A 23,055-nucleotide genomic window follows, 5' to 3' on the forward strand; every position below is an offset into this window, starting at 1 on the left:
CCACAGACGGCGAGCTGTACGTCACCGCGACTGCGGCGCTGAGTCGGGGACATCATTGCCGTGCGAGGCACGTTCAGTCGAACCTGTCTCGTCGTCGGCCTCGACCCGTCCCCGTGCGGTCGCCGACTGGAACGCCGCGAGACGTGCCCGCAGCTGCTCCGGGTCACGATCGATCTTGGCCGTGAACCGGTCGACGTACTCCTCGCGGTTCACGGTCCGGGCCCGACGCGTCAGGCCCGAGGTCGTCACGTCCGGACGCTCCTGGGGGCTGTAGGTCCCCGCGGAGTCGGCGTACGCCTTGCCCTGGACCTCCGGGCCGTTGCGGAGCAGCGTCGACATCTCCTCGTAGAGGACCGCCGAGGCGGTCCAGTCCGAGCGAGCCTCGACCGAGTCCGACACGTAGCCCTCGTCGAGGGGCTCGATCTGCTCCTGCGCCGGACGGCGCACCAGCGGGGTCGGGCCGGCCGTCGCGACCGGGGCCTGCTGGCCCACCGATGGCATCGCCGCCGGGGCCGGAGCGAAGGCGGTCGGCGCCGCAGGCTGCTGGTAGGCGACCGGCTGCTGCGCCTGCGCGGGTTGCTGGTAGGCCGTCGGTTGCTGCACCGGGGCGGCCTGCTGCGTGAGCGGCACCGCACCGGCCGGCTGCGAGGCGAGCGCCGCGGCGGAGGGGGTCACGACGGGCATGGCCCCCGTGCGGGGGCGCCGGTTGAAGATGCCGCGCTTGCGCGCCTGGCTCTCCCGCAACGACCTGCGCGTCGGCAGGTCGGCCATGAGGTCCTCGAACTTGGGGAGCGCCTCGAAGGACAGCTCCTCCGGGATCTCCTCGCGCGCCTCGACCTCGGGTGCGACCTGCGCCGCGGGGGCCTGGGGCTGCTGGTCCTGGTACTGCTGGACCGGCTGCAGGAGGGCGGGCTCCGCCGGGGACGGCCGCTGGTCCGCGTACTGCTGGGGGGCGGGAGCACGGTACGTGTCGACGTGGGCGACGGGAACCTCGTACTGCGTCGGCTGCGGCGCCGGGGCCGGGGCCTGGCGCTGCGGGAGCTCGGCCGCAGGGGTCTCGACGACCTGCTCGCTCTCGACCGGCGCAGCGGCCGCGGGGGGACCCGCGACCGGGGCCGACGCCTCGTTCTGCGTGAGCGGCTCGATCGCGAACTGCGGGGCCCACGTGCCGTCGTCGGGCACGAAGTCGGGGACCGAGATGTCGGTAGCCGACACGTCCGGGGCGGCATCGAGCTCGATGGCCTGCTGCTCCGACGTCGTGGGGTCCGCCGCACCGAGGGCACGGAAGCTCGAGAACATGGCCGAACGCGTGCTCACGTCGAGCACCGGGATCTCGGCCGACTGCGGCTGGACGGGCGGCATGACGCCCGTGGTCTCGGCGGGGCTCGCGGCACGGGCACGGCTGGGCAGGGAGCTGCCCGACGAGGCCACGCCCTCCGGAGGGGACCAGGCCTCGGGCGTGCCGGGCATGTCGAGCGGGAGCGACGGCGTCGCGAGCGGCGGCAGGACGATCGAGCCGGTCTGCGGACCCGGGACGAACGAGGCGCTCGGCGCCGACCCCGCGGGGTCCATGCCGCGCGGGCGACGGCGAGGCATGCCCGTCGAGGTCGCACCGTCGGTCAGGGCTGCGAGGTCGACCGGGATCGCGACGGGCGCGTCGTGGTCGATCTGCGGGGTCGAGGTCGTGGCCGGTCCCGAGTAGACGGGGGCCGTGGGCTGCGCGGGCGGTGCGGAGAGCTGGTTCGCGGCGACCTGTGTGCGGTTGTCGAGCGGGTCCGTCGGCATCGGCAGCGGGACGTTGGAGTCCGGCACGAAGAGGACGTTCGGGAAGCTGACGGTGACGAGCGTCCCCGCGCCCTCGGGAGCACGCTCGAACGTGACGCTCGCGCCGAGACGGTCCGAGATGCGCCCGACCACGTACAGGCCCAGTCGCTGCGATCCCACGACGTCCGAGGCGGCGTGCGCGTTGACCTTGCGGTTCGCCTCGACGATCTCCTCGGGGGTCATACCCAGGCCGTGGTCGCGGATGATGATCTTGACGAACCGCTCGTCGCGCGCCGTGCTGACCTCGACCGGCGTGTGCGGCTCCGAGAACATGGTCGCGTTCTCGAGGAGCTCGGCGATGAGGTGCGCCGCGTTGAGCGCGTTGTGCCCCAGCATGAGCGGGTCGACGACGAGGTTCAGCCGGACGCGGTCGTACAGCTCGATCTCGGACGACGCCGTACGGATGACGTCGGAGGCCGGCATGGGCTGGCGCACGCGACGACCCGAGTCGATGCCCGCGAGCACGAGGAGGGACTCGGCGTTGCGGCGCATACGGGTCGCGAGGTGGTCCAGGCGGAAGAGGTTCGACAGCGTGTTCGCGTCTTCCTCGGAACGCTCGAGGTCGTCGAGGAACGCGAGCTGACGGTTGAGCAGCACCTGGTCGCGGCGAGCCACGTTGACGAACATCTCGGCGATCGATCCACGCAGCGCGGCCTGCTCGCGGGCCACCTGGATCGTCGTGGAGTTCACGTCGTTGAACGCGTTCGCGAGCTGACCGACCTCGTCGCTCGACTCGACCGTGATGGGCTGGATGCTGATGCCCGGGCCCTGGCCGGGCACCGAGACCTGCTCGACCATGCGCGGGAGCTGGTCCCGGACGTCCTGGGCCGCGGTCGTGAGGCGGCGCAGCGGGTTCACGATCTGGCGGGCGATGGCACCGGCCACGAGGATGCTGGCACCGAACGCGACGAGGGTCACGAGGATGGTCAGGACGGCTCGGGTCACGGCCGCGGCCGCGATGTCCGACGCCGTCTCGCCGGCGTTCTTGCGGACCTCGTCACGGACCGGGGTGATGTCCGCGAGGTCGTTGGCGGAGGCCGCGGCCCACTCGTCCTTGTTCGTCACGCCGACCGCGGCGTTGGCCGCGAGCGAGTTTCGCAGGTTGACGTAGGAACCGATCGGCGACGGGATCGCGAGACCGGTGCGCAGCTCGCGGACCGCCTTGCGGGCGGCCGCTGCCTTGGTCTCGCCCTCGCTGACGAGTCGGGCGGCGCGCTGGGAGTCGTCGCTGACGCCCGGCGAGACCGTGCCGCCGTTGGTCGTCTGGTCCTGGGCGATGTCCTGGAAGAGGAACGAGACGACGGGGAGCTCGAGCGCGACCTGGCTCATGAGCACGTTGGACGCGACGTACGCGTCGAGCACCTGGGCGAGGCCACGGTCCTGCGCGGTGTCGGCCAGCACGCGCGGCACGTCGAGCGCGTCGTCGATCAGGGTGTTGTACGACGACGTGAGGCCGAGCTCCTGGATCGTGCCGTTGTCGATCTTCTTGCGCAGGGCGTCGAGCTCGGTGCGGTCCTTGACCGTCGCCTCGACGGCTCGGTTCACGCGGGGGTCCAGCATGGACAGCGCGACGTCGCCGTACATCCGGTCGCGACGGTCGAGCGCCTTGTCGGTCTCGGCGCGCGCCTCCTCGACCAGCGCGTCGGCGTTCTCCACGCCGCGCGCCCGCTGGATCTCTGCGGCGCGCTCGGCGGCCACGGCCTTTCCTGCGACGTCCTGGGAGGCGAAGGCCTCCACCAGGGCGACGGTCTGGTTGGCCACGCGCGCCTCGTTGATCGCCTGAACCGAGAAGACCGTTGCGGCCAGGAACAGGACGAAGACAGGCAGCGCGAGTGCCGCAAGGATCTTCCCGCGAACGCTCAACCTGCGGAGCATACGAACCTCTCTCCATACCCTGTGACCAGCGGATCGTCGTGAGGTCCGGTCGGCACCGACCATCCCCCACTCGCCAGACGTGCGTACTAACTATCGGTGCACTTGCCCCAGGGACCTAATCCGGTCATCCAGGGCAAGCCGGAGGCTTCGCGGAGGATTCCGACGAGGCCGGACACCCGCCCTCGTCCACGAGGCCGTAGTGTCTTTCGCGTGCGAGCCGTCACGATAGCCGCCCCGGGTGGCCCAGGGGAACTCACCCTGTCCGACCTCCCCGACCCCGTCCCGGGTCCGGACGAGGTGCTGATCGACGTCGTTTCGAGTGGCGTGAACCCTGCTGACCTGCTACAACGTGCCGGAAAGTACCCTCCGCCGGCAGGTGCACCGGTATGGCCGGGTCTCGAGGTTTCTGGGGTGATTTCGTCCGTCGGCTCCCGTCTCACAGGGTGGGACGTCGGTGACGAGGTCGTCGCACTGCTCGACGGCGGTGGCTACGCGGAGAAGGTCCGCGTCCGCGCGTCGCAGGTGCTCCCCCTGCCCGCCGGCGTCTCGCTCGTCGACGGCGCCGCGCTCCCCGAGGCGGTGTGCACCGCGTGGAGCAACCTGGTCGACGTGGGCCGTCTTGGTCGGGGCGACGTCCTGCTCGTGCACGGCGGGTCGGGCGGGGTCGGCTCGGTCGCGACGCAGATCGGTGCCGCGCTCGGTGCGCGCGTGGTCACGACGGCGGGCGGTCCCGAGCGCGCTGCGCGGTGCCTCACGCTGGGGGCCGACGTGGCCGTCGACCACCGGACCCAGGACTTCGTCGCCGCGGTGCGTGAGGCGTCCCAGGGAGCGGGCGCCGACGTGGTGCTCGACGTCGTCGGGGCCGCGTACCTGGCCGACAACCTCCGGGCGCTCGCGACGGGCGGTCGGCTGGTCGTGATCGGGATGCAGAAGGGGCGCCGCGGCGAGCTCGACCTGGGCCTGCTGCTCGCCAAGCGAGCCCTGGTCGCCGGGACCACGCTGCGCGCCCGCCCGGCGGACGAGAAGGCCCGGCTGGTCCGCGACGTCCTGACGCACGTGTGGCCCCTGATCGAGGACGGGCGCGTACGGCCCGTGGTCCACGCGCAGCTTCCCCTCGACCGGGCGGGCGACGCTCACCGCCTCATGGAGTCGGGCGAGGTGTTCGGCAAGGTCCTGCTCGTGCCGTGAGCGTCATGAGCGCCGCGGGCGTCGCGCACGGCGCCCGTTCGGGACAGACTGGGTCCATGAGCGACGACGCACGAGGCGACCAGTCCCCCGACCCGTCCGAGCAGCGCGCGGCCGCGGACCGTGCGCAGGGCGGGGACGCCGACGACCGGGCCAGGCGGGGCTACACGATCATCTCCCCCGACGGGACGCAGGTCACGCCGGACGAGCCCGCGACGGACGAGGACGCCGCGGGCGACGGCCGGCCGGACGAGGACCGCGATCCGGGGGCAGCCGTCGAGGAGCCTGCGAAGGTCATGCGCATCGGCGGCATGATCAAGCGACTGCTCGAGGAGGTCCGCGACGCCCCTCTCGACGAGGCGGCCCGCAGCCGTCTCGCGGAGATCCACGAACGGTCGCTCAAGGAGCTCGAGGAGGGCCTGTCCCCCGAGCTCGTCGCGGAGCTGCACCGCATCTCGTTGCCCTTCACCGACGACTCCGTGCCGTCCGACGCCGAGCTGCGCGTCGCGCAGGCGCAGCTCGTGGGGTGGCTCGAGGGGCTGTTCCACGGCATCCAGACCGCCCTCGTGGCGCAGCAGATGGCCGCGCAGGCGCAGCTCTCGCAGATCCGTCGCGCGCTGCCCCCGGGCGCGATCCCCGTCCCGGGCATGCCGGGGCACCCCGCGCAGGCCGTCCCCCCCGGTGCCCGGCGCGAGGGTGACGACGGCCGCCCGTCGCCCGGGCAGTACCTCTGAGGCGACCTGGGGCGCCCGGCGCCGGCTCGGACCCGAACCCCGTGTGCGCGGCCTGCGTGCCCGGCGCGGGCTGCGCCCGCTACGCGGGCGGGGGATCCGTCCGCTGGGCGGTCATGGCGATGGCCCCGGACACGAGCAGCAGCCCGACGAGCTCGAGCCACGAGGGGAACTGCTGCAGCACGACGGCGCCGATCACCACCGCGGTCGCCGGCAGCATCGCGAGGAGCACCGAGAACGTCGCCGCGCTGACGCGCCGCAGGATGAGCTGTTCGAGCACGTAGGGCACGACGGACGAGCACACGGCGATCCCGACGACCGCGAGCAGGAGCTGCCAGTCCTCGAGCACGGCTCCCGACGACGGCGCGAGGAACGGCGCGAACACGAGCGCCCCCGCGGTCATCGCCACGGAGAGCGACGTGACCCCCGACCCGGCCAGCGCGACGCGACGCCCGAGCAGGATGTACGCGGCCCAGCACGCGGCCGCGATGCCGATCGCGACGAGCCCGATCACGACGTCCTCGCGCGGCAGGTCGGACGTGAGCGTGACCCCCGCGAGGAGCACGACCCCGACCGCGGCGACCGCGATCCCGCCGCGTTCGCGCCAGCCCCGGCCCGTGATCGCCGCGACCGCCACGGGGCCGATGAACTCGATCGCGACCGCGGACCCCAGCGGCAGGTGGTCGATCGCGACGTAGAAGGTCACGTTCATCGCGGCGAGCGCGACGCCGAACACCGCGGCCCAGGCGAGCGTCCGCCAGGTCCAGCGCTGCCGCCACGGCCGTCGCCAGGCGAGCAGCAGCACGGCGGCCACGACGATGCGCAGCCAGGCGACCTCGGGCGCCCCGACGACGGCGAACAGACCGACCGCGATCGCGGCGCCGAGGTACTGGGTCAGCCCCGAGACGACGAAGAGGGCGGGCGGCGGGATGCGGCCCGCCACGTTGCCGAGGGCATGACCGGGACGCGAAGACACCCGACGACCCTACGTCGCGCGAGCGACCCCCGGGACCGCCGGGGCCGGGCCGTCCCGAAGGAGCCGGGCCCCGCCGTCGGGCCGCACGACGCCACCCACGCCGCGAGCGACGCACCGACCGGAGCCGAGCACCGCCGTCGGGCGACGGACACCACCCCGCCCACGCCAGGAGCCCCCACCCGCACCATCACCCCCATGAGCCCACCACGGCACCAGGGCGGGGAACCCACAGCCGTCGGGCGGGGTCGCTCGCACGGCCGTGGCCGGGCCTGGCGGGAGGCCCCGAGGGACGAGGGGCCGGATGGAAGGCCGTGCGAGCGACCCCGCCCGACGGCGGAGCAGGTAACTCACCCCTTGACGGAACCCGCCAGGAGGCCCCGGACGAAGTACCGCTGCAGCGCCAGGAACACGATGAGCGGCACGATCATCGACACGAACGCGCCCGCCGTCAGCAGGTGCCAGGCGTTGCCGCGCGTCCCGGCGAGGTCGGCGACCGCGACCGTGAGCGGGCGCGAGTCCTGGTTGGCGAACGTGAGGCCGACGAGGAGGTCGTTCCACACCCACAGGAACTGGAAGATCGCGAACGACGCGATCGCGGGCACGAGCAGCGGCATGAGGACCTGGAAGAAGATCTTGACGTGCCCTGCGCCGTCCATGCGCGCGGCCTCGATGAGGGACGCCGGGATCTCCTTCATGAAGTTGTGCAGGAGGAAGATCGCGAGGGGCAGCGCGAAGATCGAGTGGGACAGCCACACGGTCCAGAACGTGCCGTTGATGTCGGCGTCGACGTAGGCCGACAGGAGCGGGATGAGCGTGATCTGGATCGGCACGATCTGCAGCGCGAACACCGCGACGAACAGCAGGTTGCGTCCCTTGAAGTCGATCCACGCGAACGCGTAGGCGGCCAGCAGCGCGATCGAGATGGGGATGACGACCGCCGGGAGCGTGATGACGATCGAGTTGACGAAGAACGACGCGAGGTCGGCGGACCCGAAGAGGACGTCGTTGTAGTTGTCGAGCGTGAACTGGGGGTCGCTGAGCGTGGTCCACCAGCCGGAGCGGCGGATGTCGAGGGCGGGCCGGAACGACGTGACGAGCAGGCCGACCGACGGGATCGTCCACAGGATCGCGATGATGATCGCGAGGCCCGACGCCCACGGGGAGCTGAGCCTGCCCTTGACGGCGATCGCTCGTCGTTCGGCGCGCGAGAGCTTGCCGACGCGCTGGATGTCCTTCGACGCCTCCGCGTCGACGGAAGCAGGCAGCGTGGGCGGGACGGCGGTCATCGGACCTCCTCGGAGAGGCGGAGCTGGCGGACGTTGTAGACCACGATCGGGATGACGAGGACGAACAGGATGACCGCGAGCGCGGCTCCCAGCCCTTCGTTGGACTGGCGGAAGCTCTGCGTGTAGAACTCGTTCGCCACGACCGACGTCCCGAACTGGCCGCCCGTCATGGTCCGGACGATGTCGAAGACCTTGAGGGTGCCCATGGCGATGGTCGTGACGACGACGACGAGCGCGGGTCGGATGCTGGGCACGGTGATGTAGCGGAACATCCCGATGCCGTGGAGCCCGTCGAGACGCGCGGCCTCGACGATGTCGTCGGGGATGGCCTTGATCGCGGCCGACAGGATCGTCATCGCGAACCCGGTCTGGATCCAGATCATGACGACGATGAGGAACAGCGTGTTGGTCGGCTGGTTGATGAGGAACTGCTGCGGGGGGATGCCGATCCACACGAGGAGCTGGTTGAGCAGGCCGGTCTGCTGGATGTTCGCCTGGTCGGGGCGGTACTCGTAGACGAACTTCCAGATGATCGAGGCGCCCACCATGGAGATCGCCATGGGCAGGAAGATCAGGCCCTTGGCGACCTTCTCGAACCGGGTGCGGTCGACGAGCACCGCGTACACGAGGCCGATGAACGTCGAGACGATCGGCACGAGGATGACCCAGATCGCGGTGTTGCGCAGCACGATCTGGAACTGGTCGGTCGTGAACGCCGTGACGTAGTTGTCGAGACCGACCCACTCGGCCCCGGTCTTGTTCTTGAACGACGAGAGGATGGTCAGGATCCCGGGATAGACGAGGCCGAAGATCACCAGGAGGACGGCCGGCCCGAGGAAGCAGAGGACCACGACCCACCGCGGGACACGTTTGGGCTTGTCGACGGCGAAGAGCAGGCCCCCCATCACGACGACGAAGAGGAGCATCGCGAAGACCATCAGGCCGAGCTTCTCGGCGGTGGTCTCCGGTGTGGTGAAGAAGTCCATGAGGGCCTCCGGTCTGCCCGACGGCGTCGGCGGGCTGGGGCGGTTCGGTCACCCGCGGTCGTGGTCCGGCGGGCGGGGTGCTGCGCTGATGCTCGGTCGCCTGCGGGGACGTGCTGAGCCGGGGCCCGTCGCGTGGACGACGGGCCCCGGCTCCTCACGCCTCGTTGCTGGCGTCCTCGGTCAGGAGGCGGGCCAGGACGCCTCGATCTGGTCGACGACCTCCTGGGTGCTGGCCCCGGTGAGCCAGTTGACGATCCCGGTCCAGAACGTCCCGGCGCCCACGGCGCCCGGCATCAGGTCGGAGGCGTCGAAGCGGCTGACGGTCAACGGGTCGGCGAGGATGTCGGCCGAGAGCTTGTCGAACTCGGTCGAGAGGTTCTCCGGGTCGAGCCCCTTGTTGGCGCTGACCCACCCGCCGTCGGGCGTGGCCTTTGCCTTGGCGTTGGCCCACTCGGCGCTCGACAGGTACGTCTGGAAGGCCTGGACCTCGGGGCGGTCGTTGAACGCGGCGACGAACTCGCCGCCCACCTCGACGGGCTTGATGTCGGTCTGGTTGGTGGGCAGGTAGAACGCGAAGACGTCGCCGTCCTTCGACACGTCCGTGCCCTCGGGGAACTGCGTCTGGTAGAAGTTCGCGGCGCGGTGCAGGAAGCACGTCCCGTCGAGCAGACCGAAGCCCGCGTCGGTCCACGGGGTCGTGGCGATCGAGTCGACCCCGCCGAGGCCTGCGTTGACCATGGCCGGGTCCTTGAGGACCTCGCCGGCGGCGTCGAACGCCGTGACGACCTGGGGGTCGTTGAAGGGGATCTCGTGCTTGTACCACTGGTCGTAGACGTCCGGACCTGCGGTGCGCAGCATCATGTCCTCGACGAAGTCGGTGCCCGGCCAGCCGGTCGCGTCACCGGACTCGACTCCTGCGCACCACGGGAGGGCCCCGTCGTTGTCCTCGGAGTACTGGGCAGACAGCGCCATGAGGTCGTCCCACGTCTCGGGGACCTCGTAGCCGCTGTCCTCGAACACGGCGGGCGAGTACCAGACGTACGACTTGACGTTGGCGCCGAGCGGGGCGGCGTAGAAGACGCCGTCGACCGTGCCGTAGTCCTTCCAGGAGGCCTCCCAGTTCTCGTCGACGTTCTTCACGGTCGCGTCCGGCGCCGGGACGATGGTGCCGGTGTCCTGCACGATCGTCTGGAGGAGGCCGGGCTGCGGCAGGTAGGCGATGTCAGGTGCGTTGCCCGCCTTGACGCGGACGAGGAGCTGGGCCTCGAACTCGCGGGAGCCCTCGTAGTCGATCGTCACGCCCGTGCAGTCCTCGAACGGCTTGTAGGAGTCCTTCTGGGTCTGTGCCTCCGGGTCGACGATCGAGGTGTAGACGTTGACGGACGTGCCGTCGAGGTCGCCGAACTCCTCGTAGGGGGCGCAGTCGATGCTGGACGCCTCGCCGGACGAGCCGGACGTCTCGTCGCCTCCTCCGCTACCGCCGCAGGCGGTGAGCACGAGCGCGAGACTTGCTCCGCCGGCGACGGCCGCGAGGGCACGGCGCTTGGGTGACAGGGTGCTTCTGGTCATGACATTCCTCCACAGCGTTGTGGTGCTGACATCGCGGTCGGCCCGCGGGTGTCGCGGTCCGTCGTCCTCGACTCGACCGCCCCACTTGCCATGCAAGCGTTTACATCGCTGTTGCGCAAGCGCAGGAGGCCCGTTCGCGAGTAACGATTCCGTTACTCATGACGCCTTGCAACCGCTCACGGTGGTCGCGCTCCCACCGCTGGTGACCTGCGGAAGCCCGTCAGCGCGCCGAGAACCGTGGCCGACCCGAGCGAACCGTGCTCAGTGCGACCGGATCACCGACCGGATCACCGACGTCGCGGCTGCGACGTCGACGAGCGACGGACCAGGTGCGTCGGGTACGTCAGGCTGTCGGGCACGGGGGCGCCGTTGATCATCTCCATGAGGAGCATCGACGCGTCCGCGCCCTGCTGGTAGGCGTCCTGCCCGATCGTCGTCAGCCCGACGAGCTCCCCCAGGTCGTGCCCGTCGACCCCGATCACCGACAGGTCGCCCGGCACGTCCAGCCCCAGGTCGCGCGCCGCGAGGATCGCGCCCATGGCCATCTCGTCCGACGCCGCGAAGATCGCCGTGATGTCGGGGCGCCTCCGCAGCAGCGACTTGGTCGAGGACCGTCCCCCCGCGACGTCGAACCCGCCGTTCACCACGAGGTCCGGTGACGGGTCGATCCCCGCCTTCCGGAGCGCGCGCTCGTACCCCGTCGACCGCTCGACCGGCGGCGACCAGGACGAGACCAGGTCCGGCTGACCCGTGATGTGCCCGACCACCCGGTGCCCCAGGTCCAGCAGGTGGCGGGTCGCGAGCGAACCGGTCCGCACGTCGTCGAGGCGGACCGTCACCTGGTCCGCCGGCCCCGAACCCACGAAGGCCAGGGGCGTCCCCAGCGCCACGAGCGAGGCCACCTCGTCGTCCTCGAGCGGGAGCCCGACGACGAGCGTGCCGTCGACACGGCGCCGCAGGACCGTCGGGTCGACCTTGCGGCGCGGACGCCCGTCGTCGACCTCGAACGTGTAGAGCAGCACGTCGTAGCCCACCGAGCGCAGCGCGCGCTCCGCGCCCTCGATGACGTTCGCGAAGAACCACCGGTTCACCCACGGCGTGATCACGCCGATCGTCCGGGTCCGCCCGGTCGCGAGCGAGGCCGCCGACGGCGACGGGACGTACCCCAGCCGCTCGGCCTCGGCCCGCACGCGCGCCCGCGTCGAGGCCGACACGTTCGGCAGCCCCCGCAGCGCGCGCGAGACCGTCGCCGTCGATACCCCGGCTGCTTGCGCTACGTCGTCAATTCCTGCCACGAGGAGCGATTGTCCCCCGTCCACGGAGCAGAAGCGATTCACGGTGCGGGCGAGGCGAGGGTGATCGGCACGCCCGGAGGCCACCCCGAGGGCGCCCGGCGGCGATCCCGGGGAGACTCACGGTTGCGCCCGGGGCACCCGCACGTGACACCCTGGGAACAGGTCGGTGAGCCCCGCGGAACCCCGCGGTGGAACCGGCACACCCGAGCACGCACCGAGAGGAACACCATGATCGAGCTGAGGACCCCCGCCGAGATCGAGCAGATGCGCCCGGCGGGCCGCTTCGTCGCGGACGTCCTCACGCAGGTCGGCGCGGCCGCGAAGGTCGGCGTCAACCTGCTCGAGCTCGACGCTCTCGCGCACCGGATGATCAAGGACCGCGGTGCCGAGTCCTGCTACATCGACTACCACCCGTCGTTCGGCGCGAGCCCGTTCGGCAAGGTCATCTGCACGTCGGTCAACGACGCCGTCCTGCACGGTCTGCCGTTCGACTACCGCCTCCAGGACGGCGACCTGCTGAGCCTCGACTTCGCGGCGTCGGTCGACGGCTGGGTCTCGGACAGCGCCGTGTCGTTCGTCGTCGGGACCCCGCGCGCGGGCGACCGTGGCGCCGCGGACCAGAAGCTCATCGTCGCGACCCAGGACGCCCTCGCCGCAGGCATCGCGGCCGCGCAGCCGGGCAACAAGGTCGGTGACATCTCGGCGGCCATCGCAGCCGTCGGGCACGGGGCCGGCTACCGGATCAACACCGACTTCGGCGGTCACGGCGTGGGCCGCACCATGCACGGCGACCCGCACGTGCCCAACGACGGACGCAAGGGCCGCGGCTTCCCGCTCAAGCCCGGCCTGGTCATCGCGATCGAGCCGTGGTTCCTCGAGACGACCGACGAGATCTTCACCGACCCCGACGGGTGGACCCTGCGCAGCGCCGACGGCTCGCGCGGCGCCCACTCGGAGCACACCGTCGCGATCACGGAGGACGGCCCGCTCGTCCTGACGGCGCGCGACTGACGCGTGGCCCCGGGGCCGCGAGGTAGAGGGCAACCGTCGAGGTAGAGGCCTGCAGCCCTCTACCTCGACGCAAGCCCTCTACCTCGGCGCGACCGGCTTCTTGTAGAACGTCGCCGAGTCCTCGTAGCCGAGCGCGCGGTAGAAGTCGCCCGACCGTCTGCTCGCGAGCGCGACGTACGCCGCACCCGAGTCCGCAGCCCACTGCGCTGCCGCCGTCATGAGCTCGCGGCCCAGCCCCTGACCGCGCAGCTCCGCGTCGACCGCGACCTCCTCGACCCAGACGACGGGCGCGTCGGCGAGGAACGTCCGGTGCCGGTGCGCCAGCAGGTACCCGACGACGTCGCTCGCCCTCGCCACGACCAGCAGCAGGGCGTCGGGGACCGTCAGCAGCGCACCGAACGTCGTCTCGAAGGGCTCCCTGCGCGGCGTGAACGACGTCGCGAAGTCCCGCGCGAGCGGCCAGACGGCATCGAGGTCGTCGGCCGTCGCCCGTCGGACGACGGGGGCCGGGTCTGCTGCGTCCACGCGCGCAGCCTAGCGGCACACGAGGTAGAGGGCTGCCGTCGAGGTAGAGGTCCGTAGCCCGCCATCTCGACGCAAGCCCTCTCTCTCGACGCCGGCTCCCGCGCCTCAGACCAGGCTGCGCAGCACCGCGACCGCACCGGCCTCGTCGATGCTGCCCGTGACCTCGTCCGCCGCCGCCTTGACCTCGGGCTCGGCGTGGCCCATGGCCACCCCGCGACCCGCCCAGCGCAGCATGTCGATGTCGTTGCTGCCGTCGCCCACGGCCACGGTCGCGCCCGGCGCCACGCCCAGCAGGCCGCGCACGCGCTCGAGGGCGCTCGCCTTGGTCACGCCGAGCGGCGCGATGTCCATCCACGCGGTCCAACCCACCGCGTACGTGACGTCACTCAGCCCCAGGGACCCGGCCAGCGCGCTGAACTCCTCGCTCGTCGACCCCGGGTTGCGCACCACGACACGCGTGACCTCGCCCGACCACAGCTCCTCGAAGTCGACCACGTCGTGCACGCCGTCGAGCTCGCCGTGCGGGAAGAGGTCGTTCATGCGGAAGCCGATCCCGACGTCCTCGACCGCGAACAGCGCGTCGGGGAGCTGGTCGCGCAGCAGGCGCAGCGCGTTCTCCGGGTTGAACGTGATCATCTCGTCGACCACGTAGCCCGTGGGCGACGCGTCGTCGAAGCGGGCCGTCACGGCGCCGTTCGAGCACACCATGTACCCCTCGGCGAGCCCCAGGCGCTCGGCGATGGGCAGCACCGCGATGAGCGACCGGCCCGACGAGAGCAGCACGTGGTGCCCCGCTGCGCGCACGGCCGCGATCGCGTCCGCGACGCCGTCGCTCAGGACGTCGTCGTGGCTCAGGATCGTGCCGTCGATGTCGAGCGCGACGAGCAGCGGCCCCTGCCCCGGACGGGCCGGGTGGGCGGCACCGGCCGCGTCGGACCGGGCGTCCGTGCCCGACGGCGCCACCTCGCCCGGGCGGGACGACGCGCCTGCGGGAGCGACGTCGTCGGGCCGGGGGGTGCTCGTGGCAGCCTGCGAAGGGCCCGTCACTCTGCGCCCCTCGACGTGCCCTTCGACGAGCCCGACGCGACCACGGGCTCCAGGACCTCGAGCCCGCCCAGGTAGGGCCGCAGGCCCTCCGGGACGCGGACCGAGCCGTCGGGCTGCTGGTGGTTCTCGAGGATCGCGACGATCCAGCGCGTCGTGCCCAGCGTGCCGTTGAGCGTCGCGACCGTGCGGGTCTCGGACTTGCCGTCGACCTCGACACGCTCGCGCACGCCCAGGCGGCGGGCCTGGAACGTGGTGCAGTTCGAGGTCGAGGTCAGCTCGAGGTAGCGCTCCTGCGTGGGCAGCCAGGCCTCGCAGTCGAACTTGCGCGCGGCGCTCGACCCGAGGTCGCCCGCCGCGGTGTCGATCACGCGGTACGGCAGCTCGCACGCGCGCAGCATGGCCTCCTCCCAGCCCAGGAGACGCTGGTGCTCGGCCTCGGCCTCGGCCGGGTCGATGTAGCTGAACATCTCGACCTTGTGGAACTGGTGCACGCGGATGATGCCGCGCGTGTCCTTGCCGTACGAGCCGGCCTCGCGGCGGTAGCACGCGCTCCAGCCCGCGTAGCGCTTGGGGCCGTCCGACAGGTCGAGGATCTCGCCCGAGTGGTAGCCCGCGAGCGCGACCTCGCTCGTGCCGACGAGGTACAGGTCGTCGGCCTCGAGACGGTAGATCTCGTCCGCGTGCTCGCCCAGGAAGCCCGTGCCCTGCATGATCTCGGGGCGCACGAGCGTGGGCGTGATGACAGGTGTGAAGCCCGCCTGGATCGCCTGGTCCATGGCCGCGTTGAGCAGCGCGAGCTCGAGGCGCGCCCCGACCCCGGTCAGGTAGTAGAAGCGGGCGCCCGACACCTTGGCGCCGCGCTCGGTGTCGATCGCGCGCAGGCCCTCGCCCAGCTCGAGGTGGTCGCGGGGCGTGAAGCCCTCGGCCGCGAAGTCGCGGATGGTGCCCTCCTCGCGGAGCACGACGTAGTCGTCCTCGCCGCCGGGGGGCGCACCCTCGATCACGTTCGAGATCTTGTACAGGATCGTCTTGAGCTGGGCCTCGGCGTCGTCGGCGTCCTTCTGACGCGCCTTGACGCCTTCCGCGAGCTGCTTGGTGTGCGCGAGCAGGGCGGTCTTCTCCTCGCCCTTGGCCTGCGCGACCTTCTTGCCCAGGGACTTCTGCTCGGCACGCATCTGCTCGAAGTCCGTCAGCGCGCTGCGACGGCGGGAGTCGGCGTCCAGCGCCTGGTCCACGAGGGCGGGGTCGTCGCCGCGAGCCACCTGGCTGGCGCGGACGACGTCGGGGTTGTCGCGCAGAAGTCGAAGATCGATCACCACTAGAGGGTATCCAACGCGCAGAGGAGCGCGGCACGGGGCCCGCCGACGGCAGGTGCTGCGGGCGGACTGCTCACCCTCGGCGCCCCAGCGGGATCACGAGCGGCGTCCCCGTGACCGGGTCGTCGATGATCGTGCAGCGCAGCCCGAACACCTCCTCGACCAGCTCGGCCGTCACGATCTCGCCCGGCGCCCCCTGCGCGACCACGGCCCCGTCCTTCATCGCGACGAGGTGCGTCGCGTAGCGGCAGGCGTGGTTGAGGTCGTGCAGCACCGCGACGAGCGTGCGGCCCTCGCGGTTGAGGTCGCCGAACAGCTCGAGCAGCTCGATCTGGTGCGCGATGTCGAGGAACGTCGTGGGCTCGTCGAGCAGCAGCAGCTCGGTCTCCTGCGCGAGCACCATCGACACCCACACGCGCTGGCGCTGCCCACCGGACAGCTCGTCGACGGGCCGGGCCGACAGCGGCGTGACCTGCGTGGCCGCGAGCGCCCGCACGACGGCGTCCTCGTCCTCGCGCGACCACTGCCGCAGGAGCTTCTGGTGCGGGTAGCGGCCGCGGGCCACCAGGTCCGCGACCGTGATCCCGTCGGGCGCGATCGACGTCTGGGGCAGGAGCCCGAGCCGCCGCGCGACCTCCTTGGCCTTGTAGGACGTGATGGTCTTCCCGTCGAGCACGACCTGCCCCGCGCTCGGGGTGAGCAGCCGCGACAGGGCCCGCAGCAGCGTCGACTTGCCGCACGCGTTGGGCCCGACGATCACGGTGAAGGACCGGTCGGGGATCGCGACGTCGAGCCCCTGGGACACGATGCGCTCGTGGTACCCGATGCTGAGGCCCTCGGCGCGCAGCCGGGGTTCACCGGGCTCGCCCGGCGCACCAGGCACAGCCGGCCCGACGGCGAGGCTCCCCGCGGGCGCGTCGGCCGGGGTCGTGGTCGCCGGGTGCGCCGGGGTCGCCGGCGTCGTGGTCGTGGCGGTCATCGCCGTCTCCTCGGGAGGGGTGGGGCTGGTCGGGGCCGTGCGGGTCCGGGTGCTCACTGGCGCCTCGCCTCCCGGGCGAGCAGCCACACGAGGTAGCAGCCGCCGATGCTGACGGTCACGACGCCCACGGGGAGCTGCGTGGGCGCGAACGCGCGCTGCGCGACGAGGTCGCTCGCGGCGAGCAGCGCTGCCCCCATGGCAGCCGAGGACGCGAGGCCGACGGTCGCGCCGCGCGTGAGGCGTCGGGCGAGCTGGGGGGCGGCGAGCGAGATGAACGCGATGGGTCCGGCCGCGGCCGTGACGAGCGCGGTGAGCGCGACCCCCACGACGACGAGCGAGAGCCGCGTGCGTTCGGAGCGGACGCCGAGGGCCTGCGCGGCGTCGTCGCCCATCTCGAGGACGTTCATGCGTCGCCCCAGGAGGAGCAGGGGCGGCACGAGGACCGCGAGGATGAGCACGACGGGCAGCACCTGGGTCCAGGACAGCCCGTTGAGGCTGCCCGCTCCCCAGGTCGCGGCGGCCATGGCGCGCGCGAGGTCGGCCTTGAGGATGAGCCACGTGTTGACCGACGCGAGCATGGCGCTGATCGCGATGCCGACGATGATGAGCCGGAAGCCCTGGACGCCGTTCTTGTACGCGAGCAGGTAGACGATGCCCGCGGTCGCGAGCCCGCCGATCATGGCCCCGGCGGCGACCGCGCTGTACGAGCCGCCGAGCAGCAGGATCACGACGAGCGCCCCGGTGTACGCGCCCGTGTTGAACCCGATGATGTCCGGGCTGCCGAGGGGGTTGCGGGTCAGGGACTGGAAGATCGCGCCGCTCATGCCGAGAGCACCGCCGAGCAGGATCGCGAGCAGGACGCGCGGCAGGCGCCACTCGACGACGACCATGCGGATCACCTCGGGGGCGTCGCCCGTGAGGGCGCGCAGCACGTCGGGCACGGCGACGGCGTAGTCGCCGACCCCGAGCGCGACGACGCCCACGGCCGCGGCGAGCACCACGAGCACGAGGGTCACGACGGCGGCGCGCACGTCGAGGCGGGCGGAGAACCGTCCGCGGCGCGAGCGCACGACGCGGGTCGGTCGGCCGAAGTCGAGGCGGGCGCGCGGTGCCCCCGGGCCTCCCGTCGCTCCCGGGGGCGTCCCGGGAGCCGCGGCGTCCTCGGCACGCGGCGTCTGCACGGGCGCGGTCACAGCCCGCTCACCTGCCTGCGTCGCACGAGCCAGATGAGGACCGGGGCGCCGACGAACGCGGTCACGATGCCGACCTGCAGCTCGGCGGGCCGCAGGACCAGGCGCGCTGCGACGTCGGACACCAGGAGCAGGACGGGCGACAGGACGAGCGTGTAGGACAGGATCCACCGCTGGTCCGGGCCCACGATCCAGCGGGCGACGTGCGGGACCATGAGCCCCACGAACCCGATGGGGCCCGCGGCGGCCGTCGCGGCCCCGCACAGGAGGGTCACGGCGATCACGACGATCGTGCGGGTGCGGTGGATGCTGGCCCCGAGGGACCGGGCGAGGTCGTCGCCGAGCGCGACCGCGTTGAGCGGGCGTGCGGCGACGACCGCGAGCACGACGCCCACGAGGATGAACGGCGTGACCGTCCCGACCATCTCCCACGAACGGTTGCTGAGCGTGCCCGCCCCCCAGTAGCGCATCTTGTCGAAGACCTGCGGGTTGAGCAGCGTGATCCCCGACGAGATCCCGCCCAGCACGGCGCCGATCGAGATGCCGGCGAGCGTGAGGCGGATCGGTGTCGCTCCCCCGCGCCCGAGCGAACCGATGAGGTAGACCACGACGGTCGTCACGATGGCCCCGAGGAACGCGAACCAGATGTACTGCTGGATGTTGACGACGCCGAACGTCGCGACCCCGAGCACCACGGCGAACCCCGCGCCCGCGTTGACGCCCAGGATGCCGGGGTCGGCGAGCGGGTTGCGGGTCAGCGCCTGGATGAGTGCGCCCGAGAGCCCGAGCGCGACCCCGACCAGCAGGCCCAGGGCCGTGCGGGGCAGGCGCAGGTCGCGCAGGATGACCACGTCGTTCGGGTCGGCGCCGGGCGCGCCGACGAGCGCCGACCACACCGCGGCGAGCGGGATCGTCTTGGAGCCCACGGCGAGGCTCACGAAGACCATCACGACCAGGACCCCGACGGCGACGAGCAGCCACGCGGTCCGCGTCGCGTTGGTCGCGGCGAGCCCGGGCGCCTTGTCGGGGGTGCTCGCGGCCTGGGCCGCGCCGGGTGGCGGGCCGTCCTGGGTGGGTGCGGGGACGCGTTCGGTCGTCGTCATCTCACAGCCCCAGCGACTCGAGCTTGTCGAAGTACGCGTCGGTGATCTCTTCCTCGTCACGGTCCTCGTCCGCCCACAGGGCGTCGATCCACGCCTTGACGCTCGGGTCGAGGTTCTCCCAGCGCTCCTCCCACTCCTCGGCACCCGCGGTCCAGTACCCGATGCTCTTGTAGGCCGTGACCGGCAGGCCGCGCTCGTGGCGCAGGTACTTGCGGACGGCGCGCAGCACCGTGGTCTCGCCCGCGAACCAGACGTACCCGACGCCGTCGGGCAGGTCGATGCTCCGCAGGATCTCCTCGAGCCGGCACGGGCCGTGGCCGTTGCCGCCGTAGACCCACGCGATGTCGACGTCGGGGTTCACGGGGAAGGACTGGCGGTGGCCCGCGTCGGGCACCTCGACGACGACGCGCGTGCGCACGCCCGCCGGGGCCTGCTCGATCAGCCGGCCGACCGCTGGCAGGCCCGTCGCGTCCGCGAGGAGGATCTGCCAGGCGAGGTCCGCGGGCGGGTCGTAGAGCCCGCGCGGGGAGTTCAGCCCGACGACGTCGCCCGGCTTCGCGTGCTGCGCCCAGGTCGCGGCGACTCCCCCGTCGTGCACGACGAAGTCGATCACGACCAGGCCCGACGCGGGCACGGCGCGGATCGTGTAGGTCCGCATGGGCGAGGGCACCACGCCCTCGGGGTAGTCCCACGAGTCCTCGGTCGCGAACGGCAGGACCGGCTCGGCCTCGCCCGGAGCAGGGAGGAACACGCGCACGTACTCGTCGCCGACGCCCGTGGACTCGAAGTCCGCGAGGCCCTCGCCGCCCAGCGTGACCCGGATCATGCCGGCGGTCAGGCGCTCGACGGCCACGACCTCGGCGCGGTGGATGCGCATCACGGCAGCAGCGCCTTCTCGACGACCTCGAGGAACGCGTACTGGCCGCTGGGCGAGCCGTAGATCATCTCGAGGTCGTGCACGGCGATGTTCCCGTTCGCGACGAACGGCAGCGACGTCCACAGGCCGTTGCCCGCGAGCTCGGCGAACGGGTCGGTGAGCTCGCCCGTCTTCTCGTCGGGGGCCGTCGAGGTGAAGACCCAGTCGATGCCCGCGAGCTGCTCGAGCTGCTCGGTGCCGAGCGTGGTGCCCTCCGCACCCTCGGCGAGCGGCGTGATCTTCAGGCCGAGGTCGTCGAAGACGAGGCACGGCGTGCCGTAGCAGGACACGATGACGTCCCCCTCGCCGTAGCCGACCGGCCCGACGACCGGGTCGATGCCCGCTGCGGCGAGCCGCGCCTTCACGTCGTCGACCTTGGCCTGGTACCTCGCGGTCCAGGCGTCGTGCTCGGCGACCTTGTCGAACGCCTTCGCGACCTCGGCGAAGCTCTCGCGCCAGTCGCGGCCGTCGAACCCGTTGAAGCTGTACGTCGGGGCGATGTCGGGGAGCTTGGTCACGAGCTCGTCGTCGTAGCCCAGGCCGTTGAGGATCACGTCGGGCTCGGCGGCGAGGATCTCCTCGTAGTTGTACTCGGGGAAGTTCTCGAACGTCTTGATGCCCTCGAGGGCCTTCTGGTCGAAGAACGACGGGAAGGTCGTGTACCCCTGCGAGCGGATCGGCTGGGAGTCCGCGAGCGGGATGCCGAGCGTGATGAGCATGTCGAGGTCGGTCGTGTAGACGCCGAGCGCGGCCTGCGGGTCGGCCGGGATCGTGGTCTCGCCGAACGCGCTCTCGACCGTGCGGGTCCCGGCCTCGCCGGCACCGGAGCCGGCGCCGGAGCCCGCGTCGGTGCCCGAGGCGCACGCGCCGAGCAGCAGGGCGAACGTCGCCGCGGAGGCGGCGAGCAGGGCTGAGCGGGTGGTGCGGGCGGTGCGGGTGGCGCGTGCGGTCATGGGACGTCCTGATTCGGGAGGGGCCGCGGGAGCCGCGGCGGATGGGTCGGGGTGGCGGGTGGGACCGGTGGGTCCGCGGCCGGGTGCGTGGGCCGGGCGGGCGTGGGCCGGGCGCCGGCCCGGGCCGGGCCGTCGGCCGGGCCGCGACCCAGGGTCAGAGCAGGCGCGCGGCCTCGCGCAGGTCTTCGGCGAAGACCTGCGCCGTCAGGGCGAGCCCGTTGTTGCGGTCGTAGCCGAGCTCGGCGACGCGGCCCGCCTGGACGGCGGGCACTGCCAGCCACGCGGGGTTGGTGGCCGCGGGGTCGTCGGGGTTCTGGAGGACGATCAGGTCGGCGTCGTGGAAGACGTCGAGGTTCTCGAACGAGTACCTCGACACCGAGCCGTTGCTCTGCCCGGCCTCGGGAAGCACGAGGTCCATGCCGACGTCGCGCGCGACGCCCGAGCAGAAGCTGTCGGGCTCCTGGATCCAGAACCCCTCCGCGTCGCACCCGGCGACGACGACCTTGCGGCCCGCCACGAGCGGGGCGATCTCGGCGGCGACGTCCGCGACCGTGGCGTCGTAGGCGTCGATCGCCTCGGTCGCCTGCTGCTCGCGGCCGAACGCGGCGAGCTGGCGACGCAGCGACGCCTTCCAGTCGGGGTCGTCGTCGCCGACGACGAGGACGGGAGCGATGCCCTCGGCCAGCAGCTCGTTCTCCTGGTAGAAGTTCCACCATCCCGCGCCGACGACGAGCATGTCGGGCGAGTGGGACAGGATCGCCTCCGCGTTGGGCTCCATGTTGGAACCGCCGAGATGCTCGACCCCCTGCGGCAGGTGCGCCATGAGGTGGCTCTCGTCGGACCACTCGGTCGCCACGATCGGCAGCCCGGCGAGCAGCGCGAACTCGAGTCCCGCGCGGGCCTCGAGGACGACGACGCGCTCGGGGTGCAGGGGAAGGTCGGTGCGGTAGCCGTCGTGCTCGAACGGCTGGGTCTCCCCGCCCGAGGCCGAGCCGGACCCGGCCTGTCCGTCGCCGCACGCGGCGAGGATCCCGGCGACCGTCAGCGCCCCGGCGCCGATCAGGAAGTCGCGGCGGGTGATCGCCGCGACGATCCGCTGCCAGTGCTCCTCGGCGACGGGAGGACGCTCGGCGACGTGGGACGTCACGTCGGATGCGTCGGGACGGGCAGGCAGGACGAGGGTCACAGAAGCTCCCGGGCAGGGGACGGTGACGCGACAGTCCCCGTCAGAGGTGGTTAGGTATCCCTACCCTAACCAGGCTCGCGACTCCGGGACGGGCCGATCGTCGCCACCAGCGGCCAGGGGATGTTCCGCATCGGCCCTCACCGAGGCCACGTACCAGCCCGGCGTGTGGCCGAGCACCCGCCGGAACGACTGCACGAACGCGCTCGGCGTCCGGTAGCCGACCCGGCGCCCCACGGTCCCCACCGGCATCCCGCCCGCGAGCAACCCGATCGCGACCCGGACCCGCGCGTGGATCCGCCACTGCGCGAAGGTCATGCCCGTCTCCCGGTGGAACAGCCGGGAGAAGTTGCGCACGCTCACCGACACCTCGCGCGCCCACGCCTCGAGCGAACGCGTGTCGGCGGGGTCGTCCAGCAGGCGCCTGGCGACCGACGCCAGGCGCGCGTCCGAGGGCATGGGCAGCACCATGGGCGTGACGTCCACGGGAGACAGGAGGTCGACGACCACACGCTCGCTGCGCCGTCGGGCCGCCGGGGCCATGTCGCGCTGCGACAGGTGGACCATGAGCTCGCGCGCCGCGGGCGGCACCGAGACCGCCGTGGTGCGGTGCGCACGGTCGAGGACCGCGACGAAGGGGTCGTCCGCGAGCGCCTCGCCGGACGCCGGTGGCGCGGGCGACGCCGACACGTCCGCGTCCACGTACGTGCAGTAGAAGCCCGTGCCCCCGGCGGTCTGGACCGCGTGCGCGACCCCCGCCGGGATCCACAGGCCGATCGTCGGCGGGACCGCGAAGAAGCCGTGCTCGGTCTCGACGGTCAGCACGCCCTGCGTGCCCCAGAGCAGCTCGTGGAACGCGTGGACGTGCACGGGCCACAGGCCCGGGGTGCTGGGCGGGAAGTGCGACGTCGACACGGACCGGACCTCGCGCGCGGCCGCCAGGAGCGCGGCGGCCTCGGCGACGTCGGAGTCGCGCGGGTCGCCCGTGGTCTCGTGACCAGCACCCGGGAACCGGACGGGCACGAGGGGGGCGGAGAGTTCCTGGCCGATGAGCGACATGATCCGGCAGGCTATCCCACATCGGCTCACGAAGGTAAGCATTACC

Annotated in this window: 19 protein-coding genes; 3 read left to right on the forward strand and 16 right to left on the reverse strand. The window is 72.2% G+C overall.

Annotated features, from left to right (window positions below; translation table 11 throughout):
• Nucleotides 1–21: 21 nt before the first annotated feature.
• Nucleotides 22–3,687, reverse strand: a complete 3,666-nt coding sequence (locus tag JOD49_RS09570; protein WP_205306981.1) for a sensor histidine kinase — start codon at nt 3,685–3,687, stop codon at nt 22–24.
• A 222-nt stretch (nt 3,688–3,909) separates the two neighbouring features.
• Here JOD49_RS09570 and JOD49_RS09575 point away from each other — a divergent pair, with 222 nt between their 5' ends.
• Nucleotides 3,910–4,887, forward strand: a complete 978-nt coding sequence (locus tag JOD49_RS09575; RefSeq protein WP_205306982.1) for an NAD(P)H-quinone oxidoreductase — start codon at nt 3,910–3,912, stop codon at nt 4,885–4,887.
• A 56-nt stretch (nt 4,888–4,943) separates the two neighbouring features.
• Complete coding sequence (locus JOD49_RS09580; protein WP_275588969.1) at nt 4,944–5,618, forward strand: bacterial proteasome activator family protein; 675 nt, start codon at nt 4,944–4,946, stop codon at nt 5,616–5,618.
• A gap of 79 nt (nt 5,619–5,697) precedes the next feature.
• Here the strand turns inward: JOD49_RS09580 and JOD49_RS09585 are convergent, their stop codons facing one another.
• From JOD49_RS09585 to JOD49_RS09605, 5 genes are all read right to left on the reverse strand, one after another.
• Nucleotides 5,698–6,591, reverse strand: a complete 894-nt coding sequence (locus tag JOD49_RS09585; protein WP_372441261.1) for an EamA family transporter — start codon at nt 6,589–6,591, stop codon at nt 5,698–5,700.
• Between the two features lie 347 nt (nt 6,592–6,938).
• Nucleotides 6,939–7,877, reverse strand: coding sequence for a carbohydrate ABC transporter permease (locus JOD49_RS09590; RefSeq protein ID WP_205306983.1), 939 nt, complete (start codon nt 7,875–7,877; stop codon nt 6,939–6,941).
• Nucleotides 7,874–8,863: a carbohydrate ABC transporter permease gene (locus tag JOD49_RS09595; RefSeq protein WP_205306984.1), complete on the reverse strand. Its 990-nt coding sequence runs from the start codon at nt 8,861–8,863 to the stop codon at nt 7,874–7,876. Before JOD49_RS09595 ends, JOD49_RS09590 begins: the two co-directional genes overlap by 4 nt.
• A gap of 180 nt (nt 8,864–9,043) precedes the next feature.
• Nucleotides 9,044–10,432 carry an ABC transporter substrate-binding protein gene (locus JOD49_RS09600; RefSeq protein ID WP_205306985.1) on the reverse strand — a complete coding sequence of 463 codons (1,389 nt, stop codon included), beginning with the start codon at nt 10,430–10,432 and terminating at the stop codon, nt 9,044–9,046.
• A 287-nt stretch (nt 10,433–10,719) separates the two neighbouring features.
• Entirely contained in the window at nt 10,720–11,727 is a 1,008-nt protein-coding gene (locus JOD49_RS09605) for a LacI family DNA-binding transcriptional regulator (protein WP_205306986.1), read from the reverse strand.
• Nucleotides 11,728–11,955: 228 nt separating this feature from the next.
• Here JOD49_RS09605 and map point away from each other — a divergent pair, with 228 nt between their 5' ends.
• A complete protein-coding gene (gene map, locus JOD49_RS09610; protein WP_205306987.1) occupies nt 11,956–12,738 on the forward strand; it encodes a type I methionyl aminopeptidase in 783 nt (260 codons plus the stop codon).
• 78 nt (nt 12,739–12,816) lie between these two features.
• Here the strand turns inward: map and JOD49_RS09615 are convergent, their stop codons facing one another.
• The 10 genes from JOD49_RS09615 to JOD49_RS09660 form a co-directional block, all read right to left on the reverse strand.
• Entirely contained in the window at nt 12,817–13,263 is a 447-nt protein-coding gene (locus JOD49_RS09615; protein WP_205306988.1) for a GNAT family N-acetyltransferase, read from the reverse strand.
• 105 nt (nt 13,264–13,368) lie between these two features.
• Nucleotides 13,369–14,310: an HAD family hydrolase gene (locus tag JOD49_RS09620; RefSeq protein ID WP_307822472.1), complete on the reverse strand. Its 942-nt coding sequence runs from the start codon at nt 14,308–14,310 to the stop codon at nt 13,369–13,371.
• A complete protein-coding gene (gene serS, locus JOD49_RS09625; protein ID WP_205306989.1) occupies nt 14,307–15,626 on the reverse strand; it encodes a serine--tRNA ligase in 1,320 nt (439 codons plus the stop codon). The genes JOD49_RS09620 and serS overlap by 4 nt, the downstream gene beginning before the upstream one ends.
• A gap of 73 nt (nt 15,627–15,699) precedes the next feature.
• Complete coding sequence (locus JOD49_RS09630; RefSeq protein ID WP_205306990.1) at nt 15,700–16,605, reverse strand: ABC transporter ATP-binding protein; 906 nt, start codon at nt 16,603–16,605, stop codon at nt 15,700–15,702.
• Between the two features lie 53 nt (nt 16,606–16,658).
• Nucleotides 16,659–17,675: an iron-enterobactin ABC transporter permease gene (fepG, locus tag JOD49_RS09635; protein ID WP_307822685.1), complete on the reverse strand. Its 1,017-nt coding sequence runs from the start codon at nt 17,673–17,675 to the stop codon at nt 16,659–16,661.
• 119 nt (nt 17,676–17,794) lie between these two features.
• Nucleotides 17,795–18,898, reverse strand: a complete 1,104-nt coding sequence (locus tag JOD49_RS09640; protein WP_205306991.1) for an iron chelate uptake ABC transporter family permease subunit — start codon at nt 18,896–18,898, stop codon at nt 17,795–17,797.
• Between the two features lies 1 nt (nt 18,899).
• Nucleotides 18,900–19,775 carry a siderophore-interacting protein gene (locus JOD49_RS09645; protein ID WP_205308907.1) on the reverse strand — a complete coding sequence of 292 codons (876 nt, stop codon included), beginning with the start codon at nt 19,773–19,775 and terminating at the stop codon, nt 18,900–18,902.
• The gene (locus tag JOD49_RS09650; protein ID WP_205306992.1) at nt 19,775–20,767 is read right to left on the reverse strand and encodes an ABC transporter substrate-binding protein; all 993 of its coding nucleotides are present in this window, start codon (nt 20,765–20,767) and stop codon (nt 19,775–19,777) included. The genes JOD49_RS09645 and JOD49_RS09650 overlap by 1 nt, the downstream gene beginning before the upstream one ends.
• Nucleotides 20,768–20,921: 154 nt before the next feature.
• Nucleotides 20,922–21,914: an ABC transporter substrate-binding protein gene (locus tag JOD49_RS09655; RefSeq protein ID WP_205306993.1), complete on the reverse strand. Its 993-nt coding sequence runs from the start codon at nt 21,912–21,914 to the stop codon at nt 20,922–20,924.
• 99 nt (nt 21,915–22,013) lie between these two features.
• Entirely contained in the window at nt 22,014–23,009 is a 996-nt protein-coding gene (locus JOD49_RS09660; RefSeq protein ID WP_205306994.1) for a helix-turn-helix domain-containing protein, read from the reverse strand.
• Nucleotides 23,010–23,055: the final 46 nt, after the last annotated feature.

It is taken from the genome of Oerskovia jenensis (genome assembly GCF_016907235.1).
Lineage (GTDB): Bacteria > Actinomycetota > Actinomycetes > Actinomycetales > Cellulomonadaceae > Oerskovia > Oerskovia jenensis.